This window comes from Pseudomonas sp. 5Ae-yellow (assembly GCF_014077575.1).
Taxonomy (GTDB): Bacteria; Pseudomonadota; Gammaproteobacteria; order Pseudomonadales; family Pseudomonadaceae; genus Halopseudomonas; species Halopseudomonas neustonica.
The window spans coordinates 21,200-42,101 of record NZ_JACGWE010000017.1; the positions used below are offsets into that span (position 1 = coordinate 21,200).

Annotated in this window: 15 protein-coding genes; 9 read left to right on the plus strand and 6 right to left on the minus strand. The window is 56.4% G+C overall.

The genetic code is table 11. The features are described 5' to 3' along the window. Window positions 1-95 precede the first annotated feature (95 nt). The 4 genes from glyA (at window position 96) to H4J77_RS11840 (ending at window position 4,820) form a co-directional block, all read left to right on the plus strand. Window positions 96-1,352 carry a serine hydroxymethyltransferase gene (gene glyA / locus H4J77_RS11825; RefSeq protein WP_123887555.1) on the plus strand — a complete coding sequence of 419 codons (1,257 nt, stop codon included), beginning with the start codon at window positions 96-98 and terminating at the stop codon, window positions 1,350-1,352. A gap of 201 nt (window positions 1,353-1,553) precedes the next feature. Further along, window positions 1,554-2,327: an ABC transporter substrate-binding protein gene (locus H4J77_RS11830; protein WP_182248521.1), complete on the plus strand. Its 774-nt coding sequence runs from the start codon at window positions 1,554-1,556 to the stop codon at window positions 2,325-2,327. 113 nt (window positions 2,328-2,440) lie between these two features. After that, entirely contained in the window at window positions 2,441-3,778 is a 1,338-nt protein-coding gene (locus tag H4J77_RS11835; RefSeq protein WP_123887559.1) for a YjgN family protein, read from the plus strand. Then, the gene (locus tag H4J77_RS11840; RefSeq protein WP_123887560.1) at window positions 3,756-4,820 is read left to right on the plus strand and encodes a M48 family metallopeptidase; all 1,065 of its coding nucleotides are present in this window, start codon (window positions 3,756-3,758) and stop codon (window positions 4,818-4,820) included. The genes H4J77_RS11835 and H4J77_RS11840 overlap by 23 nt, the downstream gene beginning before the upstream one ends. Here H4J77_RS11840 and mqo read toward each other — a convergent pair. Continuing rightward, window positions 4,805-6,298, minus strand: a complete 1,494-nt coding sequence (gene mqo, locus H4J77_RS11845; RefSeq protein ID WP_182248522.1) for a malate dehydrogenase (quinone) — start codon at window positions 6,296-6,298, stop codon at window positions 4,805-4,807. The two genes, H4J77_RS11840 and mqo, sit on opposite strands and share 16 nt — an antisense overlap. 579 nt (window positions 6,299-6,877) lie before the next feature. Here mqo and thiO point away from each other — a divergent pair. Next, on the plus strand, window positions 6,878-7,981 hold the full coding sequence (gene thiO, locus H4J77_RS11850; RefSeq protein ID WP_182248523.1) for a glycine oxidase ThiO: 1,104 nt from the start codon (window positions 6,878-6,880) through the stop codon (window positions 7,979-7,981). Between the two features lie 93 nt (window positions 7,982-8,074). Here thiO and H4J77_RS11855 read toward each other — a convergent pair whose 3' ends face one another. Genes H4J77_RS11855 through H4J77_RS20200 form a run of 3 tightly spaced genes read right to left on the minus strand, consistent with a single transcriptional unit; the run spans window position 8,075 to window position 11,525 of the window. Then, entirely contained in the window at window positions 8,075-9,418 is a 1,344-nt protein-coding gene (locus tag H4J77_RS11855; RefSeq protein WP_182248524.1) for a sigma-54 dependent transcriptional regulator, read from the minus strand. A gap of 45 nt (window positions 9,419-9,463) precedes the next feature. Next, complete coding sequence (locus tag H4J77_RS11860) at window positions 9,464-11,053, minus strand: nitrogen regulation protein NR(II) (RefSeq protein WP_123887568.1); 1,590 nt, start codon at window positions 11,051-11,053, stop codon at window positions 9,464-9,466. Beyond that, complete coding sequence (locus tag H4J77_RS20200) at window positions 11,037-11,525, minus strand: PP0621 family protein (RefSeq protein WP_310734970.1); 489 nt, start codon at window positions 11,523-11,525, stop codon at window positions 11,037-11,039. Before H4J77_RS20200 ends, H4J77_RS11860 begins: the two co-directional genes overlap by 17 nt. Here H4J77_RS20200 and H4J77_RS11870 point away from each other — a divergent pair. After that, window positions 11,430-13,061: an NAD+ synthase gene (locus H4J77_RS11870; RefSeq protein WP_123887572.1), complete on the plus strand. Its 1,632-nt coding sequence runs from the start codon at window positions 11,430-11,432 to the stop codon at window positions 13,059-13,061. The two genes, H4J77_RS20200 and H4J77_RS11870, sit on opposite strands and share 96 nt — an antisense overlap. 258 nt (window positions 13,062-13,319) lie before the next feature. Here H4J77_RS11870 and H4J77_RS11875 read toward each other — a convergent pair whose 3' ends face one another. Further along, window positions 13,320-14,309, minus strand: coding sequence for an outer membrane protein assembly factor BamD (locus tag H4J77_RS11875; protein WP_123887576.1), 990 nt, complete (start codon window positions 14,307-14,309; stop codon window positions 13,320-13,322). A gap of 179 nt (window positions 14,310-14,488) precedes the next feature. Between H4J77_RS11875 and rluD the strand changes: the two genes are divergently transcribed. The 3 genes from rluD (at window position 14,489) to clpB (ending at window position 18,991) form a co-directional block, all read left to right on the plus strand. Beyond that, window positions 14,489-15,448, plus strand: coding sequence for a 23S rRNA pseudouridine(1911/1915/1917) synthase RluD (rluD, locus tag H4J77_RS11880; RefSeq protein WP_123887578.1), 960 nt, complete (start codon window positions 14,489-14,491; stop codon window positions 15,446-15,448). After that, window positions 15,445-16,176, plus strand: coding sequence for a peptidoglycan editing factor PgeF (pgeF, locus tag H4J77_RS11885; protein ID WP_123887579.1), 732 nt, complete (start codon window positions 15,445-15,447; stop codon window positions 16,174-16,176). The genes rluD and pgeF overlap by 4 nt, the downstream gene beginning before the upstream one ends. A gap of 247 nt (window positions 16,177-16,423) precedes the next feature. After that, window positions 16,424-18,991 (plus strand): ATP-dependent chaperone ClpB, encoded by a 2,568-nt coding sequence (gene clpB / locus H4J77_RS11890; RefSeq protein WP_123887580.1) that lies wholly within the window; start codon window positions 16,424-16,426, stop codon window positions 18,989-18,991. Window positions 18,992-19,244: 253 nt separating this feature from the next. Here the strand turns inward: clpB and aceF are convergent, their stop codons facing one another. Continuing rightward, complete coding sequence (gene aceF / locus H4J77_RS11895) at window positions 19,245-20,900, minus strand: dihydrolipoyllysine-residue acetyltransferase (RefSeq protein ID WP_123887581.1); 1,656 nt, start codon at window positions 20,898-20,900, stop codon at window positions 19,245-19,247. Window positions 20,901-20,902: the final 2 nt, after the last annotated feature.

The following is a 20,902-nucleotide window of genomic DNA, read 5'->3' on the forward strand; positions in this document are numbered from 1 at the left end:
CTTACGCCTGAATGCTTTTCAAGTGCCAGTTGCCTTGGCATGCGTTAAAATGCGCGCCTCTTTTGTTTTTGAACGACCTAGCAGGGGGCCGTTACATGTTCAGCCGTTCTAACGATATAGCCACATACGATGCCGATCTGTGGGCTGCAATGCAGCACGAAGCCGTGCGTCAGGAAGATCACATCGAACTGATTGCCTCGGAAAACTACACCAGTCCGGCAATCATGCAGGCGCAGGGCTCAGTCCTGACCAACAAGTACGCCGAAGGTTATCCGGGTAAGCGCTACTACGGCGGTTGCGAGTATGTCGACGTGGCGGAACAGCTGGCCATTGATCGCGCCAAGGCGCTGTTCGGTGCAGATTACGCCAACGTTCAACCACACGCCGGTTCACAAGCCAACTCGGCCGTATTCCAGGCATTGTTGACGCCGGGTGATACCGTGCTGGGTATGAGTCTGGCGCATGGCGGTCACCTGACCCATGGTGCAACGGTTAACTTTTCCGGCAAGCATTACAATGCAGTGCAGTATGGCATCAATACCGAAACCGGTCTGATTGATTATGACGAGGTTGAGGCGCTGGCGCTTGAGCATAAGCCGAAGATGATCATTGCCGGCTTCTCCGCCTATTCTCAGGTGCTGGATTTTGCCCGTTTCCGTGAGATCGCCGACAAGGTAGGTGCCTACCTCTTCGTCGATATGGCCCACGTTGCAGGTTTGGTCGCAGCGGGTGTTTACCCTAACCCGATACCCTTCGCGGATGTGGTTACTACCACTACGCACAAGACGCTGCGCGGCCCGCGTGGTGGCCTTATTCTGGCTCGCGCCAATGAAGCGCTGGAGAAGAAACTGAACTCCGCAGTCTTCCCCGGCGGTCAGGGTGGTCCATTGATGCATGTAATCGCGGCCAAGGCGATCTGCTTCAAGGAGGCCATGAGCCCCGAGTTCAAGACCTACCAGCAGCAGGTGGTGAAAAACGCCAAGGCAATGGCTGGGGTGTTTGTCGAACGTGGCTATGACGTTGTGTCGGGTGGTACCGAGAACCATTTGTTCCTGCTGTCGTTGATCAAGCAGGACATCACCGGTAAGGACGCCGATGCGGCACTGGGTCGCGCGTTTATTACGGTTAACAAGAATGCCGTACCGAATGACCCGCGCTCGCCATTTGTGACCTCCGGTCTGCGTATCGGTACACCGGCGGTGACTACGCGCGGTTTTGTTGAGGCAGATTGTCAGTCTCTGGCTGGCTGGATCTGCGACATCCTCGACAATATGGGTGATGAGGCAGTAGTAGATCGCGTACGTGATCAGGTGAAGCAAATCTGTGCACGTCTGCCGGTCTACGGTGACTAAGCGTTTAGCGCTGATAAAAGCCCCTCCCGACTTTGGTCGCGGGGGGCTTTTTTGTGGGTAGTCGCCAAGGTTATGGTATCGGTGTAAAATTGACGTTATTTTTATGACGATAATGTTTCTATGTCGGTCAGTTGGCAGCTAAAGAGCTGGCTGGTAGTGCGTTGGCGTCGGTCTGAATGGGGAAGCAATGAGAACGGACTCATGAGGCATCTGGCCTACTTGGTAACTGCCCTGCTAATGCTGTTTGCAGACCTGAGTGCGGCGTTGGCGCAGCAGGAGGTGGAGCCTGTTTCTGTGCAGGCACCGGCGGTGCTGAAAGTAGCGATCATGAATTTCCCCGGTTACTCTGAGGTAGATAGCGAAGGCAATGCGGTTGGTCGTACTGTCACTCTGGTGGATAAACTGCTGCGGCAAGCTGGCTTTGCCTATGAGGTGCGCATTCTTCCGCCTGCACGGATTTGGAGGGGGTTGGAGGATGGCAGCGTGCAGTTATGGCCTGGCATCGTTAACAAACCGGGGCTTGAAGCATCGACCTTGCTTGCTCGCCGCACGTTGGGGGTGGTGGGGATCAACCTCTATTACCCACCCGGCAGCCCGCGGCCGCAATGGCCGGATGATCTTCAGGGTAAACGGGTAATTCTGATAACCAATTACACCTACACTTCGCAGTTGATGCGGGTGCTGGATGACCCTTCGCTGGATATCACCTTTCGCCTGGGTAGCTCGCATTTGGGTGCTGTGCGCATGTTGCTGCGTGGGCGAGGAGATTATTTGCTGGACTATCGCGCGCAGGTAGATTCGGCTGCCGCGACCCTGCATATAGAGCCTTTGCCCCACCTGAAAGTGTCGGAACAGCCGATGCGCTTTGTGGTTTCGAGACGCACGCCGGGAGCCAGTGATGTTGTGCGTGCGCTGGATGCTGCCTATGATCAACTGGAGTCGAAAGGAGTGGAGCTTGATGTAACCCGGCAATAACCTATAGCGCTGATGAATGATGCTTGCGTACCATTATCGTGATGGGTTGAGTAAAGCAGGGTTGGTATATTGGTTGTTGCTGCCGGTCTATTTGGGCGGGATGTATTTTATTAATGGAAGGGATTTCGATGCCGGACAGCTATAAGGTTGTTTTTAGTGGTGCCCGTGTTGCGGGTATAGAAGAGTCAGAACTGCGCGCTGAGCTGCTGCGCCTGGGCTTTGATGAGCGCCAAGTGCAGGCTCTGCTGATGGGGCGCAAGGTCACTATCAAGAGCAATCTGAGTGCGGAGCAAGCCGAGCGTTACTGTCAGCGCTTGCAGTCTGCCGGCTTGATAACCAAGGTGCAGGCGGAGAGTGTCGCGGAACAGTCAGTGATAACTGATGAGCCAGCTTCGCGTCCGGAGCCGGTCATGTCCGCAGATGAGCCGCCCCTACCGCCAGTTGCGTCAGGGCAGGGCGCAGGTGCTTCAGGTCGGCGCAGCGCGAAGATCAGGTTCACCGGTACCGGAGAGGAATACTTCGGTATCTGGATCGTTAATATTCTGCTGCTGGTTGTCACCCTGGGTTTTTACGCGCCCTGGGCCAAGGTGCGCAATATGCAGTACTTCTACGGTCATACTCTGCTAGAGGATACCAGCTTCCAATATCTGGCCGATCCCTGGGTCATCTTTCGTGGTCGTATGGTCGCGTTGGTAGCGGTGATTATCTGGTCTGTTGCCTCGACCTTTTACCCCGTGATCGCGATGGGGTTATTGCTGATTTTTATTCCGCTGATCCCCTGGATTATCGCGCGCTCGCTGAAGTTTCATGCCGTGAACAGCGCCTATCGCAACATCAGGTTCGACTTTGTCGGTAGCTACTGGCAGGCGGCCAAGGTCATTTACCTGTGGCCACTGCTATCGATACTCAGCCTGGGGCTGCTGGTGCCGTTTTCAGCGCAGCGCTGGTATGTCTTCCTGGTGGACAACTTGCGTTATGGTCGTAGTGAGTTTCATCTCAACCTTACTGCAGGCCAGGTCTATATGTTCTTTCTGAAAATGCTGGGCGTCTTGCTGGGCGTTGCCGCGCTCTCGGCGATCGCCCAGTTCGTGCATGGCGCCTTTTCAGTTATTTTCATTGTGCTGGGTTATTTGTTGCTCTTTGGGTACGCAATGGCGGGCGTTACCAATCTGATCATGTCTGCTACCACCTTGGCCGATCATGGTTTTGAGTCTTCTCTGGGCAAGCGCCGTATTGTCTGGATTTTCTTCAGCAATAGCCTGCTGATCATGCTGAGTATGGGTATTTTTACGCCTTGGGCCAAAGTGCGCATGGCGCGCTATCGTGCGAGTTGCACCAAAATGCATATTCAGGGCGATCTTGATGGTTTTGTCGCCGGCGAGGCGCAACGTGCTGGTGCGGTAGGTCTGGAGTTGGGGGACGCCTTCGATGTCGGTATCTCCCTCATCTGAGCAATGGGTTGTCGGCCGCTATTTCGACGGCAACTCAAGCCATAGCAGCGAGGCGCGCGCCAATGTGGTGGGTGGGTGCTTACGCCTGGAGGTGGCGGGTAAAGCTAAGCATTACCCCGCCGATCAAGTGCGTCTTGGCGTTCAGGTTGGTAGCGCCAATAGTTATCTACACCTGAGTGATGGGGGGGTGTTGGAGTCGCTCGATGTAAGCGGCTTACAGCGCCTGGCTCGCGAGCTTAAACGCTCGGGCGATAGTTGGCTGCAGCGTTTTGAGGTAAATACCCGGCTGATTGTTTTTAGCCTGATAGCTGTGCTGGCGTTTTCCGTTATCGGCGTGCTGTATGGCGTGCCCTGGCTATCCGCCCAAATCGCTGATGCCTTGCCGGTTGAGCTTGAGACCCGTATTGGCGAGGAGGCGTTGGCTAATATGGATAAGCTATGGATGGAGCCTAGCCAGATGACCGAGGCTCGCCAGCAGGAGGTGCTGTCTGCCATGGCGCCCTATCTGCGAGTCATGCAGGACGATTATCCTGAGCATAGTCTGCAACTGCATTTTCGTGCCTCAGAGGCGCTGGGTGCCAATGCCTTTGCCTTGCCGGGCGGTAATCTGGTTTTTACCGATGACATGGTGGCGCTGGCAAAAAACGATGAAGAGTTGGCGTCCGTGATGGCGCATGAGGTGGGGCACGTTGTGCACCGTCACAGTATGCGCAACCTGGTACAGGGCTCATTGCTGGTATTTGTCATGGTGTCGCTGACCGGCGATATCTCCGCAGCCTCAGATATGGCAGCAGGTTTGCCGGCGTTATTGGCTAGTTTGAGTTATCAGCGAGGCATGGAAACGGAAGCGGATGACTTTGCACTGGCGTTTTTGCAGCAGCAGGCTATTGCGCCGCAACGTTTTGCCGACATCATGCAGCGTCTGGATCCGGGTTCAGCAAATAGTGACGAGGAGAAGGACGTGGCGAGTGGATTGAGCAGTTTCCTGTCAACCCACCCGCCAACACCCGAGCGCATAGAGCGCTTTCAGACTTTGGACTGACCCAGTCCCAGTGTGCTCAGAGTGCGCTTGCGCACACTCTTGAGCAGCTCGGCGTCGTTAATCAGCGACTGACCGTAAGACGGCACCAGTGTTTTCATGCGTGCCTGCCACTCTGGGCTGGCAATACGATCTTTGAAGCAGCGCTCTAATACATCAATCATCGCTTGCACTGCAGTTGATGCGCCGGGTGAGGCGCCCAGGAGAGCGGCGAGTGTGCCGTCCTTGGCAGCGACTATTTCTGTACCAAACTCAAGCTTGCCGTGGCCTTTGGCGTCTTTCTTGATGATCTGTACGCGCATGCCAGCATCCTGCAGTGTCCAGTTCTTCTCCTGGGCATCCGGGAAGTAGTTGCGCAGTGACGCGACTCGGTCTTTGTGCGACTGAAAGGACTCGGCAATCAGGTACTTGGTCAGATCCATGTTGTCGCGGCCCACTGCCATCATCGGCGCCACGTTATAGGTTTTGACCGAAGAGAACAGGTCAAACACCGAGCCCTTCTTCAGAAACTTGGTGGTGAACCCGGCAAAGGGGCCAAACAGCAACGCCGGTTTGCCGTTGATGATGCGGGTATCCAGGTGCGGGACCGACATCGGTGGCGCGCCAACGGGTGCTTTGCCATAAACCTTGGAACTGTGGCGCTTGACCACGTCCGGGTCCTTGCATACCAGCCACTGACCGCTGACCGGGAAGCCGCCGTAACCTTGGCTTTCATCGATATGGGACTTCTGCAGCAGCGGCAGGGAGCCACCGCCGGCGCCGAGGAAAACGAACTTGGCGTTGAAGTCTTTTTCTTCGCCGGTATTCTCGTCTTCGATATTGACGCGCCAATGACCTTTCTTGCTCTTGCGCAGACTCTTCACCGAATGCTTCAGGCAAAGCTCAAAGCCTTCCTGTTGTTTCAGGTGATCAATCATTTTGCGCGTCAGTGAACCGAAATCAACATCCGAGCCGTGATCGACACGGGTCGCCGCAACGGGTTGCTTGGCGTCACGGCTGGACATGATCAGTGGCATCCACTCGCGCAGAGTCTCTGGCGTATCGCTGTACTGCATTTCAGCAAAGAGGTGGTGGTTGCTCAGTAGCTCGTGACGTTTGCGTAGAAACTCAACATCTTTCTCGCCCCAGACAAAGCTCTGGTGCGGGGTAGTGTTGATGAAGTCTGATGCCTTGGGCAGGATTCCCTGTTCGACCAGATAGGTCCAGAATTGCAGGGTAACCTCAAAGGATGCGTTGATGGAGAGCGCACGCTCAATAGCAATGTTGCCTGCGTCGTCCTGCGGAGTGTAATTCAACTCGCAGTAACCAGCGTGTCCGGTGCCTGCGTTGTTCCAGCCGTCGGTACTTTCGTGAGCAACGTGGTCCAGACGCTCGACCAGGGTAATGGTCATCGCCGGATCCAGCTGTTTGAGCAACATCCCTAGCGTAGCGCTCATGACACCACCACCGACCAGCAATACATCTACATTTCTTGCTGTCATTAACATGTCGCCTCTTTGGTAAAAATCAAGGAGCCTCTTGAGCTCTCCAGTAATCATACTGGCCAATGTCGGGGCGACTAGCAAACGGGCTTGTTCTCGATCAAGGCTTGTGGCTGCATCGAGAGCACGTCAAGCGTCGTGCTGTGTGCTCCGCAAGCCCCGGTATGCAAGCATCTGTTTAGTCAGTCGAGACAGCGGGCTGGCTAACGGTTTCTGCTTTGTGGAATGAGCTACCAGGGCTTAATGGTCTGACGGTAATCGGCCATTGGAGTAGTTCAGAGAAGTCTTATCATACCGGGTTAATTCATCCGGTAACAGAATGAAAGTGGGGGTAAAGTGACCAAATAAGGTGTCTTGGTCATTTTTTACGTGGTTGTTTGCAGCGCGCAGGGCGAGGGCAGGGCTTATTTATTTATGCGTAGTTGTTTACGCCGGGCGCGACGAGTCAGAATACACGCCTTGCCTTTATTGACGCTGCGCAAGGCCTGGTTGGCGTTTTGGTTGTAGGCTGCGTTTCCTGAGGTTGGGGCTACAGGTGTCCGACTTATTGCTTTAGAACTTTTTGCTAGCGAGGCTTAGATGCAGGAGATTGTGGTGGTAGGGGGCGGTGTGATCGGCTGTTTGAGTGCGCTGAATTTGCTGGAGGCGGGGTGTCGAGTAACGCTGCTGGAACGAGGAGAGTTGGGGAGAGAAGCCTCATGGGCTGGTGGTGGTATCGTCTCGCCCTTGTATCCCTGGCGTTATCAGGCGTCTGTCAGTGCGTTGGCGAATTGGTCACAGGGCTATTATCCAACCTTATCTGCGCAGCTTTTGGCGCAAACCGGAATCGACTCAGAAGTAGAGCCTTGTGGCCTGTTGTGGCTGGATCACGCTGAGCGTGACCAGGCACTTGCCTGGGCGCAGCAGCGGCAGCAGCCTCTGGCTGAGGTTGCGAGCGACTTTGTCTATGAGCGAGTGCCACAACTGGCCAGCGGTTATCAAAGTGCGCTGTGGCAGGCTGACCTGGCCAATGTGCGCAATCCCAGGCTGTTGCAGGCGCTGCGAGCCAGATTGCTGCAGTTTGCTGAGTTTAATCTGCAGGAACATAGTCCGGCGACCGGGTTGTTGCGTGACGGAGATCGGGTTGTTGGCGTTACCACTCAAGCCGCTGAATATCGCGCTGATGCTGTGGTGGTGGCAGCGGGTGCCTGGTCTGGCGACTGGCTGGCGGAGGCGGGCCTCAGTCTCCCGGTCGTTCCGGTCAAAGGTCAGATGCTGTTATATAAGCGTGAGCCTGGTTGGCTGAAGTCAGTGGTGTTGTATGAAGGGCGTTATGCGATTCCGCGTCGCGATGGGCATATTCTGATCGGTAGCACGCTGGAGCATGCCGGTTACGATAAAAGAACCAGCACGCAAGCGCTTGAATCACTGCGGCAATCGGCAGAGGGATTGTTGCCGGAATTGCGGGAGCTGTCCCCGGTTGCCCAATGGGCTGGCTTGCGTCCGGGCTCTCCCGAAGGTGTGCCCTACATTGGTCCGGTATCTGAGCTGCCGGGTTTGTGGCTGAATGCAGGCCATTATCGTAATGGACTGGTGCTGGCGCCAGCCTCCTGCCGGCTGCTCGCCGATCTGCTGTTGCAGCGTCAGCCGGAACTTGATCCTGCGCCCTATCTGCCAGCCGGCCGCGTGTGCCAGCCGCTTTAGCGGGACAGAAAATCAATGGACAAATAAGCGGGATCCGCGTTGATTCAAAAAAGCGCTGTGGTCCACGCTTTTCCAGCTTCCAGCTTCCAGCTATCAGTCGTCCAGCCCCAGTTTTTTCAGGCGATAGCGCAGGGAGCGGAAGGTGAGCCCCAATCTTTTGGCCGCGGCGGTTTTATTCCAGCGTGTTTCTTCCAGCGCCTGAGTAATGGCCTGACGCTCTATGTTATCGAGAAAGTCTTCCAGATGGTCGATCTGGCTTAGATCCTGGCTGTCGTCACCGCCGGGTGAAGGGCAGCCAGATAATTGTAAATCCGAGGTTTCAATGCGCTGGTTCTCGCACAGCGTAAAGGCGCGCTCCAGTGTGTTCTCAAGCTCTCGCACATTACCGGGAAAACGGTAATTACACAGCATCTCCATACAGCTGTCGGTGATCTGTGGCGTCGGTAGTCCATTGCGCTGCGCCAGCTTGCCGAGGATATGGCGAGTGAGTAGGGGTAAATCTTCACGTCGCTCGCGTAGCGGTGGCACCTTTAATTCAATAACGTTGATGCGGTAGAACAGATCCTGTCGAAAACGACCTTCCGCTACCTCAATGGCCAGATCCTTGTGCGTTGCACAGAGTAGGCGTACATCGACTGCTTCTTCCTGTTGCGTACCCAGGGGTCTAACGGCCTTTTCCTGAATCGCGCGCAGCAATTTGACCTGCATCGCCATGGGGAGGTCGGCGACTTCGTCGAGGAACAGAGTGCCGCGGTTTGCCGCCTGAAACAGGCCGGGTTTGTCCGCTACAGCGCCGGTGAAGCTGCCCTTACGATGGCCGAAAAACTCGCTTTCCATCAGCTCTGAGGGTATCGCGCCGCAGTTCACCGGAACAAAGGGCTGCTCAGTGCGAGGGCCGAGCGCATGTATCCGGCGCGCGACTAACTCTTTGCCGCTGCCGGACTCGCCACTGATATACAGCGGAGCCTGACTGCGCGCGAGTTTGCCGATCTGTTTGCGCAGGCGCTCCATGGGCGGTGATACCCCAAGCAAGGGGTCCTGCTCCTGCCGCTCAGGTTCGCTAGCGGACTGAGTTAATTTTAAGGCCGTGCTGACGAGTTCGCGCAGGCGGTTTAGATCAACCGGTTTGGTCAGGAAGTCGAAGGCGCCGGCCTTTAAAGCATTGATGGCGGTGTCCAGGCTGCCGTAAGCCGTAATCATGGCAACCGGTGTACAAGGGCTGTGTTGCTGGATATGCCGTACGACGCTCATGCCGTCTCCATCAGGCAGACGCATGTCGGTCAGGCAGAGTGCATAGTGATTTTTGCGCAGCAGAGAAAGAGCCTGGTTCAGGGTGCTGGCGCTTTCAGTACAGACGTTCATGCGTCCAAGCGTCAGATCCAGTAATTCAAGGATGTCGGGCTCGTCGTCAATGATCAGGACAGTGGGTTTACTCATGTCAGCCTTGGGTGCTCCTTGCCTTTAAACGTGTTACCTGGTCAATCATACCAGTCGTTTGGGGTGGGCGAAGGTAATACGCATGCAGCTGCCGGTAGGGGTGACTGTCTGATATTCCAGGCGAGCCTGATTGCTTTCGCACAGTTCACGTGAAATATAAAGACCAAGACCGGTGCCGCTGGCTTCAGTAGTGTAGAAGGGCTCAAAGATATGTCCAACGTGCTCTGCTGCTACGCCAGGGCCGTGGTCGATGACTTCTATCGTTGGTAACTGACTGCTGCTGTCTTCATACAGCTTCAGATAAATCGTCCTGTGGCTGCCGGCCGCGCCGCTATACCGAAAGGCGTTTTGGCACAGGTTATCGAGCACCTGGGTTATCTGATTCGGGTCCACTCGCGTCAGTATGCCTTCTTTCTCGATTTCGCATTCTATGGTGTCCGTGGCCGGGTTGGCGGCACGAAAGTCGTTGAGGAAGTTGGAGGTCCACAACGCCAAGTCAATTAGCTGTGGCTCGCTGGGGCGACGACGGGAGAGCTCCAGCACGGTCTCTATGACGCGATTCATGCGCTTTGAATGCTGCTGGATGATCTCGGTCAGGCGCAGATCTTGTTTGTCCATTTGATCTGATTCATTGAGTAGCTGCGCCGCATGGCTAATGGCACCCAAGGGATTGCGTATCTCGTGCGCAATGCTGGCCGTCAGTCTGCCCAGTGAGGCCAGTTTGAGCTGCTGCGCCTGTTGTGCAATCTGAGTGCTATCGTCCAAAAAAATCAGAATGGTATTGTCGCCGCTATCACCCAACGGTTTAAAGTTGGCCAGCACCTCGGTACTGCCACTGTGGCTCTGGAAGGAGGTCGAGCGCGTTGACGGGTTACGTCGCCATTGCTGCAGTCGCTTGTCCAGCTCTGGCACCAGCTTGTTGAGCGCTGCGCCAGTGAGAATAGGCCGTGCCAGCATTTGTGCACTGGCTTCATTACCCGCGACGATGCGGTTGTCGGAGCCGACCACGACGATGCCAGTACGCATGCGTTGAATAATCAGCTCGTTCAGCTCCTCCATGCTGGCCAGGGTCGCCGCCTGTTGCTGTGCCAGAGTTTCCGACAGATACAGTCGTCGGCTAAAGCGTTGTACAAAAAGCGCCACGGCGAAATAGATACAACCCAATACGCCGACCTGCAGATAACTCTGGCCGATGTAGGGGTGTGTCAGGCTAAGGAAGAAGGTCAGATAGATCAGACCGATGCTGGCCAGGGCGGGCAGTAACAGGCCGATACGGCCATGCAGCAGGATATTGCCAATCGCGACAGGGATGATCAACAGGTTGCCAAAACCGCTACCGACACCACCTGCGGCGAAAAATACCACGCCAAGCAAGCCGATATCGGCCAGTGTCAGGATGAAGACATGCAGGTCGCGTCGACCGCGATGCAGTAGCAGTGCTACCAGAACATTGATGAACAGGTAGACCCAGCTGGTCTTCGCGTAGAGCGGTGGATCGCTCAGATCGAGCAGGCCGTCACGTAAGACCGAACTGGTGAGGAGCGTCAGGCCGAAACCCAGAATCACCCGATAGAGATTATAAATGCGGAGCAGGCGAGGCCGTTGCGAGTCTATCTGCTCACTCTGGCTGGGCATCACGATGCTCCGCACAGCAGTACCAGTTATCGTTGGCACGCAAGGCGCGATCGCGCGGCAGATGTACCTGGCAGTGCGCGCATCGCACCATTACCGGTGCCTGGTCACGCGGCGAGGGTGATCCCTTGGCCCGGTTCTTTACAATCTGAGTGCGTCGCCACAGGTTGAGAGCCAACCAGATAAGCGCGCCGAGAATTATCAGTTTTATCAAGCCCATGACCACTGCTATACAAAGTGAAGGTGGATTAGTGTAGCCCATTGGCCGCAGCAGCCAAAGCGGCGGAGCCTGGCCTTTGGCAGACTCAGAGCACGCGACGATTGCGAGGCTGCGGTGCATGCCGGACAATAGGTGCCATTCTGATTCAGGAGAGTGAACATGGCAGCGACCTTGCGCCTCGTGATGGCCCAGCTGAATATGCGGGTCGGCGATATCCCCGGTAACCTTGATCGCATCATTAGTGCGTCTGTACATGCACGTGATGAACTGGGGGCACGGGTCATTTTGTTTCCCGAGCTGTCTTTGTGCGGTTATCCGCCTGAGGACTTGTTACTGCGCTCGAACATGCAGGCGCGTATTGAGAGTGCGTTGCAGCGATTGTGTGATGAAGTGCAGGGCATTCATGTCGTAGTGGGCTATCCCTGGCAGAGCGAAGGGCAGTGTTTCAACATGGCTGCCGTCATCGCCGATGGGAAAATAGTCGCTTCCTATGCCAAGCAGCAGTTGCCCAATTACCGCGTATTTGATGAAAAGCGCTACTTCACCGAGGGCGATGGCGCCTGTGTAGTGGACATAGAGGGTCTGCCGGTTGCGCTGAGTATTTGTGAGGATATTTGGCATCCGCAACCGATGGCGCTCGCGGCCCAGGCCGGTGGACGCCTGATGCTCAATCTGAATGCCTCGCCATTTCATATGGATAAGCAGCAGGAGCGTGAAGCCATGTTGGCTGAGCGTGCGCAGCAAGGCGGCATGCCGATCATTTACGTCAATCAGGTGGGTGGGCAGGATGAACTGGTGTTTGATGGCGGCTCGGTCGCCATTGGCAGCAGTGGGCATGTTGCCTGTCGGGTCGGGGCCTTTGATGAAGGCTTGTATCCGGTGGACGTGCTGTTTGACGATGAGTCGGTCAAGTTGCATCAGGGGGCGCTGGCCGCTATGCCGGAGCTCGAGGCAAGCGTTTATCAGGCGCTGGTCACCGGGGTGCGCGATTACGTCAATAAGAACGGCTTCAAGGGAGTGGTGCTTGGGCTATCGGGTGGTATCGATTCTGCGCTGACGTTGGCAGTGGCAGTCGATGCGCTGGGCGCTGAAAGGGTTGAGGCGGTGATGATGCCCTACCACTACACCTCCGGCATGAGCCTCGAAGACGCCGAGGCGCAGGCTAATACCCAGCGGGTTACCTACCGTGTGCTGCCCATCGCGCCTATGGTTGAGGCGTTTATGACTACGCTGGAGCCTGTTTTCGCCGGTCTGCCGCGCGACACTACGGAAGAAAACCTGCAGGCGCGCTGCCGTGGCACGTTATTGATGGCGCTATCGAACAAGACTGGCTCGCTGGTACTGACCACAGGTAACAAGAGTGAGATGGCCGTGGGTTATGCGACCTTGTATGGCGATATGGCCGGCGGCTTTGATGTGCTGAAGGATGTGCCCAAGACGCTGGTGTTCCGGCTGGCTGAGTATCGCAACAGCATCGACCCGGTTATCCCGCAGCGCGTGATTGATCGACCGCCATCTGCCGAATTGGCACCGGACCAGAAAGATGAGGATTCGTTGCCGGCTTACCCGGAGCTGGATGAGATATTGCGTCTGTACATCGAGCATGATCAGTCAGCGAGTGCGATTATCGCCGCTGGCTTTGCCGAGGATGTGGTCAAGCGTGTGCTCAGGCTGGTTGATCTCAATGAGTACAAGCGCCGCCAGGCTGCGGTGGGTGCACGGGTTACCCAGCGCGGCTTTGGGCGTGACCGTCGCTATCCTATTACCTCTGGTTGGGCACTGGATGATTGAGCAGCCACAAGCCATAAGCCATAAGCCATAAGCCATAAGCTTCAAGCTTCAAGCTTCAAGTAAGAGCAAGAGCAAGAGCAAAAGCAAAAGCAAAAGAAAAAGAAAAAGCAAAAGCAAAAGCGGCTTGACGGTGGTGATAGTGAGTTTACGCTTTTGTAGCTTGTAGCTTGTAGCTTGTAGCTTGTAGCTTGTAGCTTGCAGCAACAAAAAAGCCCGCGCTGATGCAAATCAGCGCGGGCTTTTTTACAGGGTCAGATTTTAGTCAATCAGACCGAAGGTGATGCGGTTCCAGAATGAACGGCGGCCTTCTTCGTCATGCACTCGAACCTCACGGGGCAGAGCTGCCACAGCGTCTTGGTACTCGCGATCCATCTGGCGTTGCATCTGCGTTTTCGCGGTGCGTGGCGGTGGTGCAGTCAACACATCCATGGCGCTGACGGACATGGATTCCATCCAGTTCATCTCAGGCTGGCTGGGCTCGACGTGATGCTTGAACTTGCCTTTAACCAGTGCTGGATGCTCGGGGTAATTCAGTTTCAGGGTCTCCAGCGCGCTGTCAGCCAGATCGTGCATCGCCAGGCGGTCATAACCGGCAACCATGAGCGCCAGGCCGTTGCCTACCGCTGGGGTCTGCTGGTAGTTCTCCACAATGTAGCGGCCGCGGTTGGCAGCAGCCAGGTAAGCGCCGCGCTTGAGGTAGTAGTGACCCACGTGGGCGTCGTAGTCGGCCAGCAGGTTGCGCAGGTATACCATGCGCAGACGAGCGTCAGGGGCGTATTGGCTATTAGGGTAACGGTTGATCAACTGCGCGAAGTCGTTGAACGAGTCACGGGCTGCACCCGGATCACGGCGGGTCATGTCCAGCGGCAAAAAGCGCTCGAAGATGCCCCGGTCGCGGGTAAAGGAGGCCAGGCCGCGAATGTAGTAGGCGTAGTCGACATTGGGATGCTGCGGGTGCAGGCGAATAAAGCGATCTGCGGACGCTGTGGCTGCCTCCGGCTCCATATTTTCGTAGTAGGCGTAGATCAGCTCAAGTTGCGCTTGATCGGCATAGCGGCCGAACGGGTAACGCGATTCCAGCGCCCGCAGGGTCTCAATCGCAGGGCCAAAATTTTCTGCGTCCAGATCGGTTTGCGCTTTGCGGTAAAGCTCTGATTCGCTGAGCGACTCGTCGATTACGGTCTTATTGGTAGAACAGGCGGCAACAAAAGCGAGCAGGCCGACCAGCAGGAGATGTTTCAGCGACATATCATGACATCCGAATGGACGGCGCCACGCTGTTTCGACAGCAGCCGTCCTGTTATAGTTAAGGCTTGTGCAGCAGTCCCGGCAAACCGGGAAAAGCCGTATTTAACCACAGCGCAGAGACGAAACCAAAAGGGATTGCATCTGCCGCTTCATAGTCCGCTTTATCCAACGAGTCCTGTATGACCGATCGTATTCTTTTGTCTGCACAAGTTAGTCACGAGTCAGGTAGTCAACGCCTTGACCAAGCGGCGGCCCAATTGTTTCCTGAACACTCGCGGTCGCGCCTGCAGGCTTGGATAAAAGATGGCAGTCTGCTGGTTGATGGCGAGCAAAAACGAACGCGCGATATGGTTTACGGCGGTGAGCAGCTGACGCTCAATGCTGAGCGTGAAGTGCAGGGAGACTGGCAGCCTGAAGCAATTGCTCTGGACATTATCTATGAAGACGATGCTCTGCTGGTAATCAACAAACCAGCCGGTCTGGTGGTGCATCCGGCCGCCGGGCACCGCGATGGCACGCTGTTGAATGCGCTCCTGCATCACTCGCCTGAGCTGGCAAAGGTGCCGCGCGCAGGTATTGTGCATCGCCTGGATAAAGACACCACAGGCCTGATGGTGGTCGCCAAGACAATTGAAGCGCAAACCGATCTGGTGGCGCAGCTGCAGGCGCGGACCGTAAGCCGTGAGTACGAATGTGTGGTGGTCGGCGTTATGACCGCGGGCGGCAAGGTTGACCAACCTATTGCGCGGCACGGTACGCAGCGGCAGAAAATGGCAGTAGTTGCTGGCGGCAAGCAGGCGATCAGCCATTATCGCGTGATCAATCGCTTTCGCGCGCACACTCATGTGAAGGTCAAGCTGGAAACCGGCCGCACTCACCAGATTCGCGTCCACATGAGTCATATTTACTTTCCGCTGGTAGGCGACACCACCTACGGTGGCCGGTTGCGTATTCCGCCAGGCGCCAGTCCTGAGTTGATCAGCGAGTTGCGCGAGTTCCCTCGTCAGGCACTGCACGCACGCCGGCTTGAGCTGGAGCACCCGCTGGATGGTCGTCTGATGCAGTGGCAAGTCCCTATACCTGCTGATATGCAGCATCTGCTGGCGCTGCTTAAAGAGGACGGTGAGATAGCCGAATGAGTCCGTTGTGGATCAGCGCCGAATGGCCAGCGCCTGCGAATGTACGAACCTGCATCACTACGCGCCGTGGTGGTTGCAGCCAGGGACCCTGGAAGGGCTTTAATCTGGGTAGCCATGTGGGTGACGAAGTCAGCCACGTGGCGGCCAATCGTGCCGAACTGCAGCGCGTACTGGGCTGTGCTCCCGCCTGGTTGAACCAGACCCACAGTACGCATTTGGTTAAGGCGGACGCCACTCAGGTTCTCGACGCCGACGCCAGCTGGACCAATGAGCGTAACATCGCCTGTACGGTGATGACGGCAGACTGTTTGCCGGTGCTTTTCTGCAATAAGGATGGCACTCGTGTTGCTGCCGCTCACGCGGGCTGGAGAGGTTTGCTCGATGGCATATTGGAGCAGACGATAAAAGGTATGGGTAGCCCCGGTTACTCGCTAATGGCATGGCTGGGGCCGGCTATTGGTTCGCAAGAGTTTGAAGTCGGACCTGAGGTGCGCGCGGCGTTTATTTCCGCAGATGCGCAATCCGCTGCTGCTTTTCTGCCCTCCGCGCGTGCGGGGCATTATCTCGCCGATATCTATTTACTTGCACGTCAGCGTCTTGCCAATGCCGGGGTCACTGCAGTCTATGGCGGGGATTTATGCACTGTCAGCGAGCCTGCGCGCTATTTTTCCTATCGTCGTGATGGGCAAACCGGACGCTTCGCCTCCTTGATCTGGTTACGCGACTGATCATTTTCTACTGTCCAATCAATTGGCAGCTCATTAGCGCAGACCGGGCGTTGATCGGCTAGGCTTGGGCGGTGGCGATATTTTTTGCTGAAGCGTCAATGAAAAAGGCTAAGTGACAAAAAATTGACCCTTATCAGCTTCCTTGGCCTTGAAAGCGCCATAATAGTCCTCATTAAATAGTCATGAATATCGACTCTGCCTACCGCCACCCTTGGCGGTTCAGGCCACTTAACACAGGACGAATACCATGCGTATTGACCGTATGACCAGTAAATTACAGGTCGCTTTGTCCGACGCGCAATCGCTTGCGGTTGGGCGCGACCACACTCAGATCGACACTCTCCACCTGTTGGTAGCGCTGCTGGAGCAGCAGCAGGGCTCAATCAAGCCGCTGTTGATGCAGGTGGGCTTTGACATCAATGCGCTGCGTAGTGAATTGGGCGGTGCGCTCGATAAGCTGGCGACCGTGAGTAACCCTACGGGTGATGTCAGTATGTCTACGGATCTGGCCCGGTTGCTAAACCAGGCCGACCGTCTGGCGCAGCAGCGTGGCGATCAATTTATTTCCAGCGAGCTGGTGTTGCTTGCCGCGATGGATGAAAACACCACCGTTGGCAAGATACTGCTTGGCCAGGGCGTGTCCAAAAAAGCGCTGGAGAACGCTATCAGCAACCTGCGTGGTGGCGAAGCAGTGAACGATCCCAACGCCGAGGAATCGCGCCAGGCACTCGACAAGTACACCGTTGACCTGACCAAAAAAGCGGAAGACGGCAAGCTGGATCCGGTGATTGGTCGTGACGATGAAATCCGTCGCACCATTCAGGTGTTGCAGCGTCGGACCAAGAACAACCCGGTATTGATCGGTGAGCCAGGCGTGGGTAAAACCGCCATTGTTGAGGGTTTGGCCCAGCGCATTATTAATGGCGAGGTGCCCGATGGCCTGAAAGACAAGCGCTTGTTGTCGCTGGATATGGGCTCACTCATAGCGGGTGCCAAGTTCCGTGGCGAATTTGAGGAGCGTTTGAAAGCGGTACTCAATGAGCTATCGAAACATGAAGGTCGCGTCATTCTGTTTATTGACGAGCTGCATACCATGGTCGGCGCCGGTAAGGCTGAAGGCTCGATGGACGCCGGTAACATGCTGAAACCAGCACTGGCACGTGGCGAGCTGCATTGCGTGGGCGCTACCACGCTGGATGAGTATCGTCAGTATATCGAGAAGGACGCCGCGCTCGAGCGTCGGTTCCAGAAGGTGTTGGTGGACGAGCCTTCCGAGGAAGATACCATCGCAATTTTGCGGGGTCTGAAGGAGCGCTATGAAGTGCACCACAAGATCACCATTACTGACGGTGCGATCATCGCTGCGGCCAAGCTGTCGCATCGTTATATCACCGATCGCCAGCTGCCGGATAAGGCCATCGACCTGATTGATGAGGCCGCCAGTCGTATCCGCATGGAAATTGATTCCAAGCCGGAGGCGCTGGATCGTCTTGAGCGGCGTTTGATTCAGCTCAAGGTGGAACGCGAAGCCTTGAAGAAAGAGGATGACGATGCCGCGCTCAAACGGCTGGAAAAGTTGAAGGAAGAAATAGCCAAGCTGGAGCTTGAATACGCTGATCTGGAGGAGATCTGGAAGTCAGAGAAAGCCGAAGTGCAAGGCTCTGCACAGATTCAGGAGCGTATTGAGCAGGCCAAGGCCGAGCTGGAACAGGCGCGCCGCAAGGGCGATCTGAACCGGATGGCTGAGCTGCAGTACGGTGTGATTCCGGATCTGGAGCGCAGCCAGCAGATGGCTGAGCAGCATACTAAACCGGCTAACCAGTTGCTGCGCAACAAGGTTACCGATGAAGAGATCGCTGAAGTGGTCTCCAAGTGGACCGGCATTCCGGTGTCCAAGATGCTGGAAGGTGAGCGCGATAAATTGCTGCGCATGGAAGACGCTCTGCATAAGCGCGTCATCGGACAAAACGAGGCCGTGGTTGCCGTATCGAACGCGGTACGTCGCTCGCGTGCGGGGCTGTCTGACCCGAACCGCCCCAGCGGTTCCTTTATGTTCCTTGGGCCAACCGGGGTGGGTAAAACAGAGTTGTGCAAGGCGTTAGCCGAGTTCCTCTTTGATACCGAAGAGGCCATGGTGCGGATCGATATGTCCGAGTTCATGGAGAAGCACTCGGTTGCCCGGTTGATCGGTGCGCCCCCGGGCTATGTGGGTTACGAGGAGGGTGGCTATTTGACCGAGGCGGTGCGCCGCAAGCCCTATTCGGTGATCCTGCTGGATGAGGTCGAGAAGGCGCATCCGGACGTGTTCAACGTGCTGCTGCAGGTGCTGGAAGATGGCCGCCTCACCGATAGTCAGGGCCGTACGGTTGACTTCCGCAACACCGTGATCGTGATGACCTCCAACCTGGGTTCAACCCAGATCCAGGAGCTGGTGGGTGATCCTGAGGCACAGCACGCGGCGGTTATGGATGCGCTGGGCCAGCACTTCCGGCCGGAGTTCATCAACCGCGTCGACGAAGTGGTGGTATTTGAGCCGCTGGGTCGCGAACAGATCGCCGGGATTGCGGAAATTCAGATGGGTCGCTTGCGCGAGCGTCTGGCTGAACGCGAACTTGATCTGCAGCTGAGCGCTGAGGCACTGGAGAAACTGGTAGCAGTGGGTTACGACCCGGTTTACGGGGCGCGGCCACTCAAGCGGGCTATCCAGCGCTGGATCGAGAACCCCTTGGCGCAGCGGATTCTGGCTGGGGACTTTGTCTCGGGTGCGACTATCCAGGCCAAGGTCGAAGGCGATGAGTTTGTGTTTACTGTCTGATTGATGGTGTAGCGTTAAGAAGCCCCGCACGGGAAACCGTGCGGGGTTTTTTGTTTGTGTGGTCTTACTCAAGCCTGCTTTTCGCCCTAGGCCATCCCGGCCACGCGGCCCCTCGGGTTCGCTGCGTTGCTCGGCCTGGCGGGGACCGGGGCCGTACCGAGCTCGCCGTCTGGTGGCAGAATCAGCGACTTCTGAAATAGTGAAAAAAAAGCCCCGGGAAATCCCGAGGCTTTTTTACAGTGCTATCGAACGCTTACAGCAACATGGAGCGGATATCGCCGAGCAGTTCACCGAGCCGCTTGGTGAATTGCGCCGCCGCTGCGCCGTTAATCGCACGGTGGTCGTAGGACAGTGATAGCGGCAGCATCAACTGCGGCTGGAACACTTTACCATCCCATACCGGCTGCATGGTTGCCTTGGAAACCCCCAGAATTGCAACTTCAGGGCTATTCACAATAGGTGTGAAGTAAGTGCCGCCGATGTGTCCCAAACTGGAAATGGTAAAGCAGGCACCCTGCATGGCGTCGGCACCAAGTTTCTTGTTGCGCGCCTTCTCTGCCAGCTCAGCCGCTTCGCCTGCCAGTTGCAGCAGACTCTTCTTGTCGACATCGCGAATGACTGGAACCAACAAGCCGTCCGGCGTATCAACGGCAAAGCCGATATGCACGTACTTCTTCTGGATCAACTGCTTGCCATTGGGCGCCAGCGCCACGTTGAAGCCCGGTTGTTCGTTCAGAACATGTGCGCAGGCCTTGAGCAGGAAGGGCAGGATGGTCAGCTTGACGCCAGCCTTTTCTGCCACGGCTTTCTGGTCTTTGCGGAAGACTTCCAGCGCGCTGATGTCTGCCAGGTCAAATTGGGTGACATGCGGTACGTTTAGCCAGCTGCGATGAATGTTGGTCGCACCAGCCTGCTGCAGGCGAGTCATGTCCTTGGTTTCAATCTCGCCAAAGCGCGAGAAATCGACTTCAGGCACGGCCGGAATACCCGAGCCACCAGCAGCCGTGGGCGCGCCTTTCTGCTGTTTCATTACCGCTTTTACGTGCTGCTGCACATCTTCTTTGAGGATGCGATCACGCGGGCCTGACGGTTTGACGTCGGCCAGCTCGATACCGAACTCGCGGGCCAGTAGTCGCACTGCAGGGCCGGCATGGACCTTGGCGCCTTCGCGGCTAGGGCCACCGACCGGAGGCGGTGTATCGGCGTCCTGCGTCTTGCTCTGCGCTGGCTTGGGTTTATCTTCGCTAGTCGGCTCGGGGCTGCTGCTGGCTGCTTCTGCAGCGGCTTCCGGTTCTGCGTCGTCTGCGTCGTCTGCTTCGCCCTGAACCTGCATATGCATGATCAGATCGCCGGTTTTGACGTCCTGCTCCAGCTTCACCTCGATGGACTCGATCACCCCGGCGAAGGGCGCTGGCAGTTCCATGCTGGCCTTGTCTGACTCCAGCACCAGCAGCGATTGGTCGGCTTCGACCTTGTCGCCCTTGCTGACCAGAATCTCGATAACCTTGGCACCTGCGTCTGAGCCCAGGTCCGGTACCTTGACCGGCTCGCTCTTGCTGGCGGCCTGCTTCTGCTCGCCTTTGGGCTTCGCCGGTTTTTTCTCTTCCTGTTTGGGCTCCGACTCTTTCGCCGGTTCCTTGGCTGCGGATTTTTCCGGCTCGGCTTTGCTGTCGTCGCTGGCTACGTCCAGCTCGATCAGTGAGTCACCTTCTTTCAGGTTGTCGCCCAGTTTGGTTTTGATGGATTTCACCACGCCGCCTTTGGGGCAGGGTACTTCCATGCTGGCCTTGTCGGACTCCAGTACAACCAGGGACTGCTCCGCCTCGACGGTATCGCCTTCCTTGACCAGAATCTCGATGACTTCACCCTCACCGCCGCCGATGTCGGGTACTTTAATAACTTCACTCATAC

Coding starts and splice junctions, on each gene's coding strand:
- glyA (WP_123887555.1), top strand. CDS start 96: ATGTTCAGCCGTTCTAACGATATAGCCACATACGATGCCGATCTGTGG.
- H4J77_RS11830 (WP_182248521.1), top strand. CDS start 1,554: ATGAGGCATCTGGCCTACTTGGTAACTGCCCTGCTAATGCTGTTTGCA.
- H4J77_RS11835 (WP_123887559.1), top strand. CDS start 2,441: ATGGAAGGGATTTCGATGCCGGACAGCTATAAGGTTGTTTTTAGTGGT.
- H4J77_RS11840 (WP_123887560.1), top strand. CDS start 3,756: ATGTCGGTATCTCCCTCATCTGAGCAATGGGTTGTCGGCCGCTATTTC.
- mqo (WP_182248522.1), bottom strand. CDS start 6,298: ATGACAGCAAGAAATGTAGATGTATTGCTGGTCGGTGGTGGTGTCATG.
- thiO (WP_182248523.1), top strand. CDS start 6,878: ATGCAGGAGATTGTGGTGGTAGGGGGCGGTGTGATCGGCTGTTTGAGT.
- H4J77_RS11855 (WP_182248524.1), bottom strand. CDS start 9,418: ATGAGTAAACCCACTGTCCTGATCATTGACGACGAGCCCGACATCCTT.
- H4J77_RS11860 (WP_123887568.1), bottom strand. CDS start 11,053: ATGCCCAGCCAGAGTGAGCAGATAGACTCGCAACGGCCTCGCCTGCTC.
- H4J77_RS11870 (WP_123887572.1), top strand. CDS start 11,430: ATGGCAGCGACCTTGCGCCTCGTGATGGCCCAGCTGAATATGCGGGTC.
- H4J77_RS20200 (WP_310734970.1), bottom strand. CDS start 11,525: ATGTACAGACGCACTAATGATGCGATCAAGGTTACCGGGGATATCGCC.
- H4J77_RS11875 (WP_123887576.1), bottom strand. CDS start 14,309: ATGTCGCTGAAACATCTCCTGCTGGTCGGCCTGCTCGCTTTTGTTGCC.
- rluD (WP_123887578.1), top strand. CDS start 14,489: ATGACCGATCGTATTCTTTTGTCTGCACAAGTTAGTCACGAGTCAGGT.
- pgeF (WP_123887579.1), top strand. CDS start 15,445: ATGAGTCCGTTGTGGATCAGCGCCGAATGGCCAGCGCCTGCGAATGTA.
- clpB (WP_123887580.1), top strand. CDS start 16,424: ATGCGTATTGACCGTATGACCAGTAAATTACAGGTCGCTTTGTCCGAC.
- aceF (WP_123887581.1), bottom strand. CDS start 20,900: ATGAGTGAAGTTATTAAAGTACCCGACATCGGCGGCGGTGAGGGTGAA.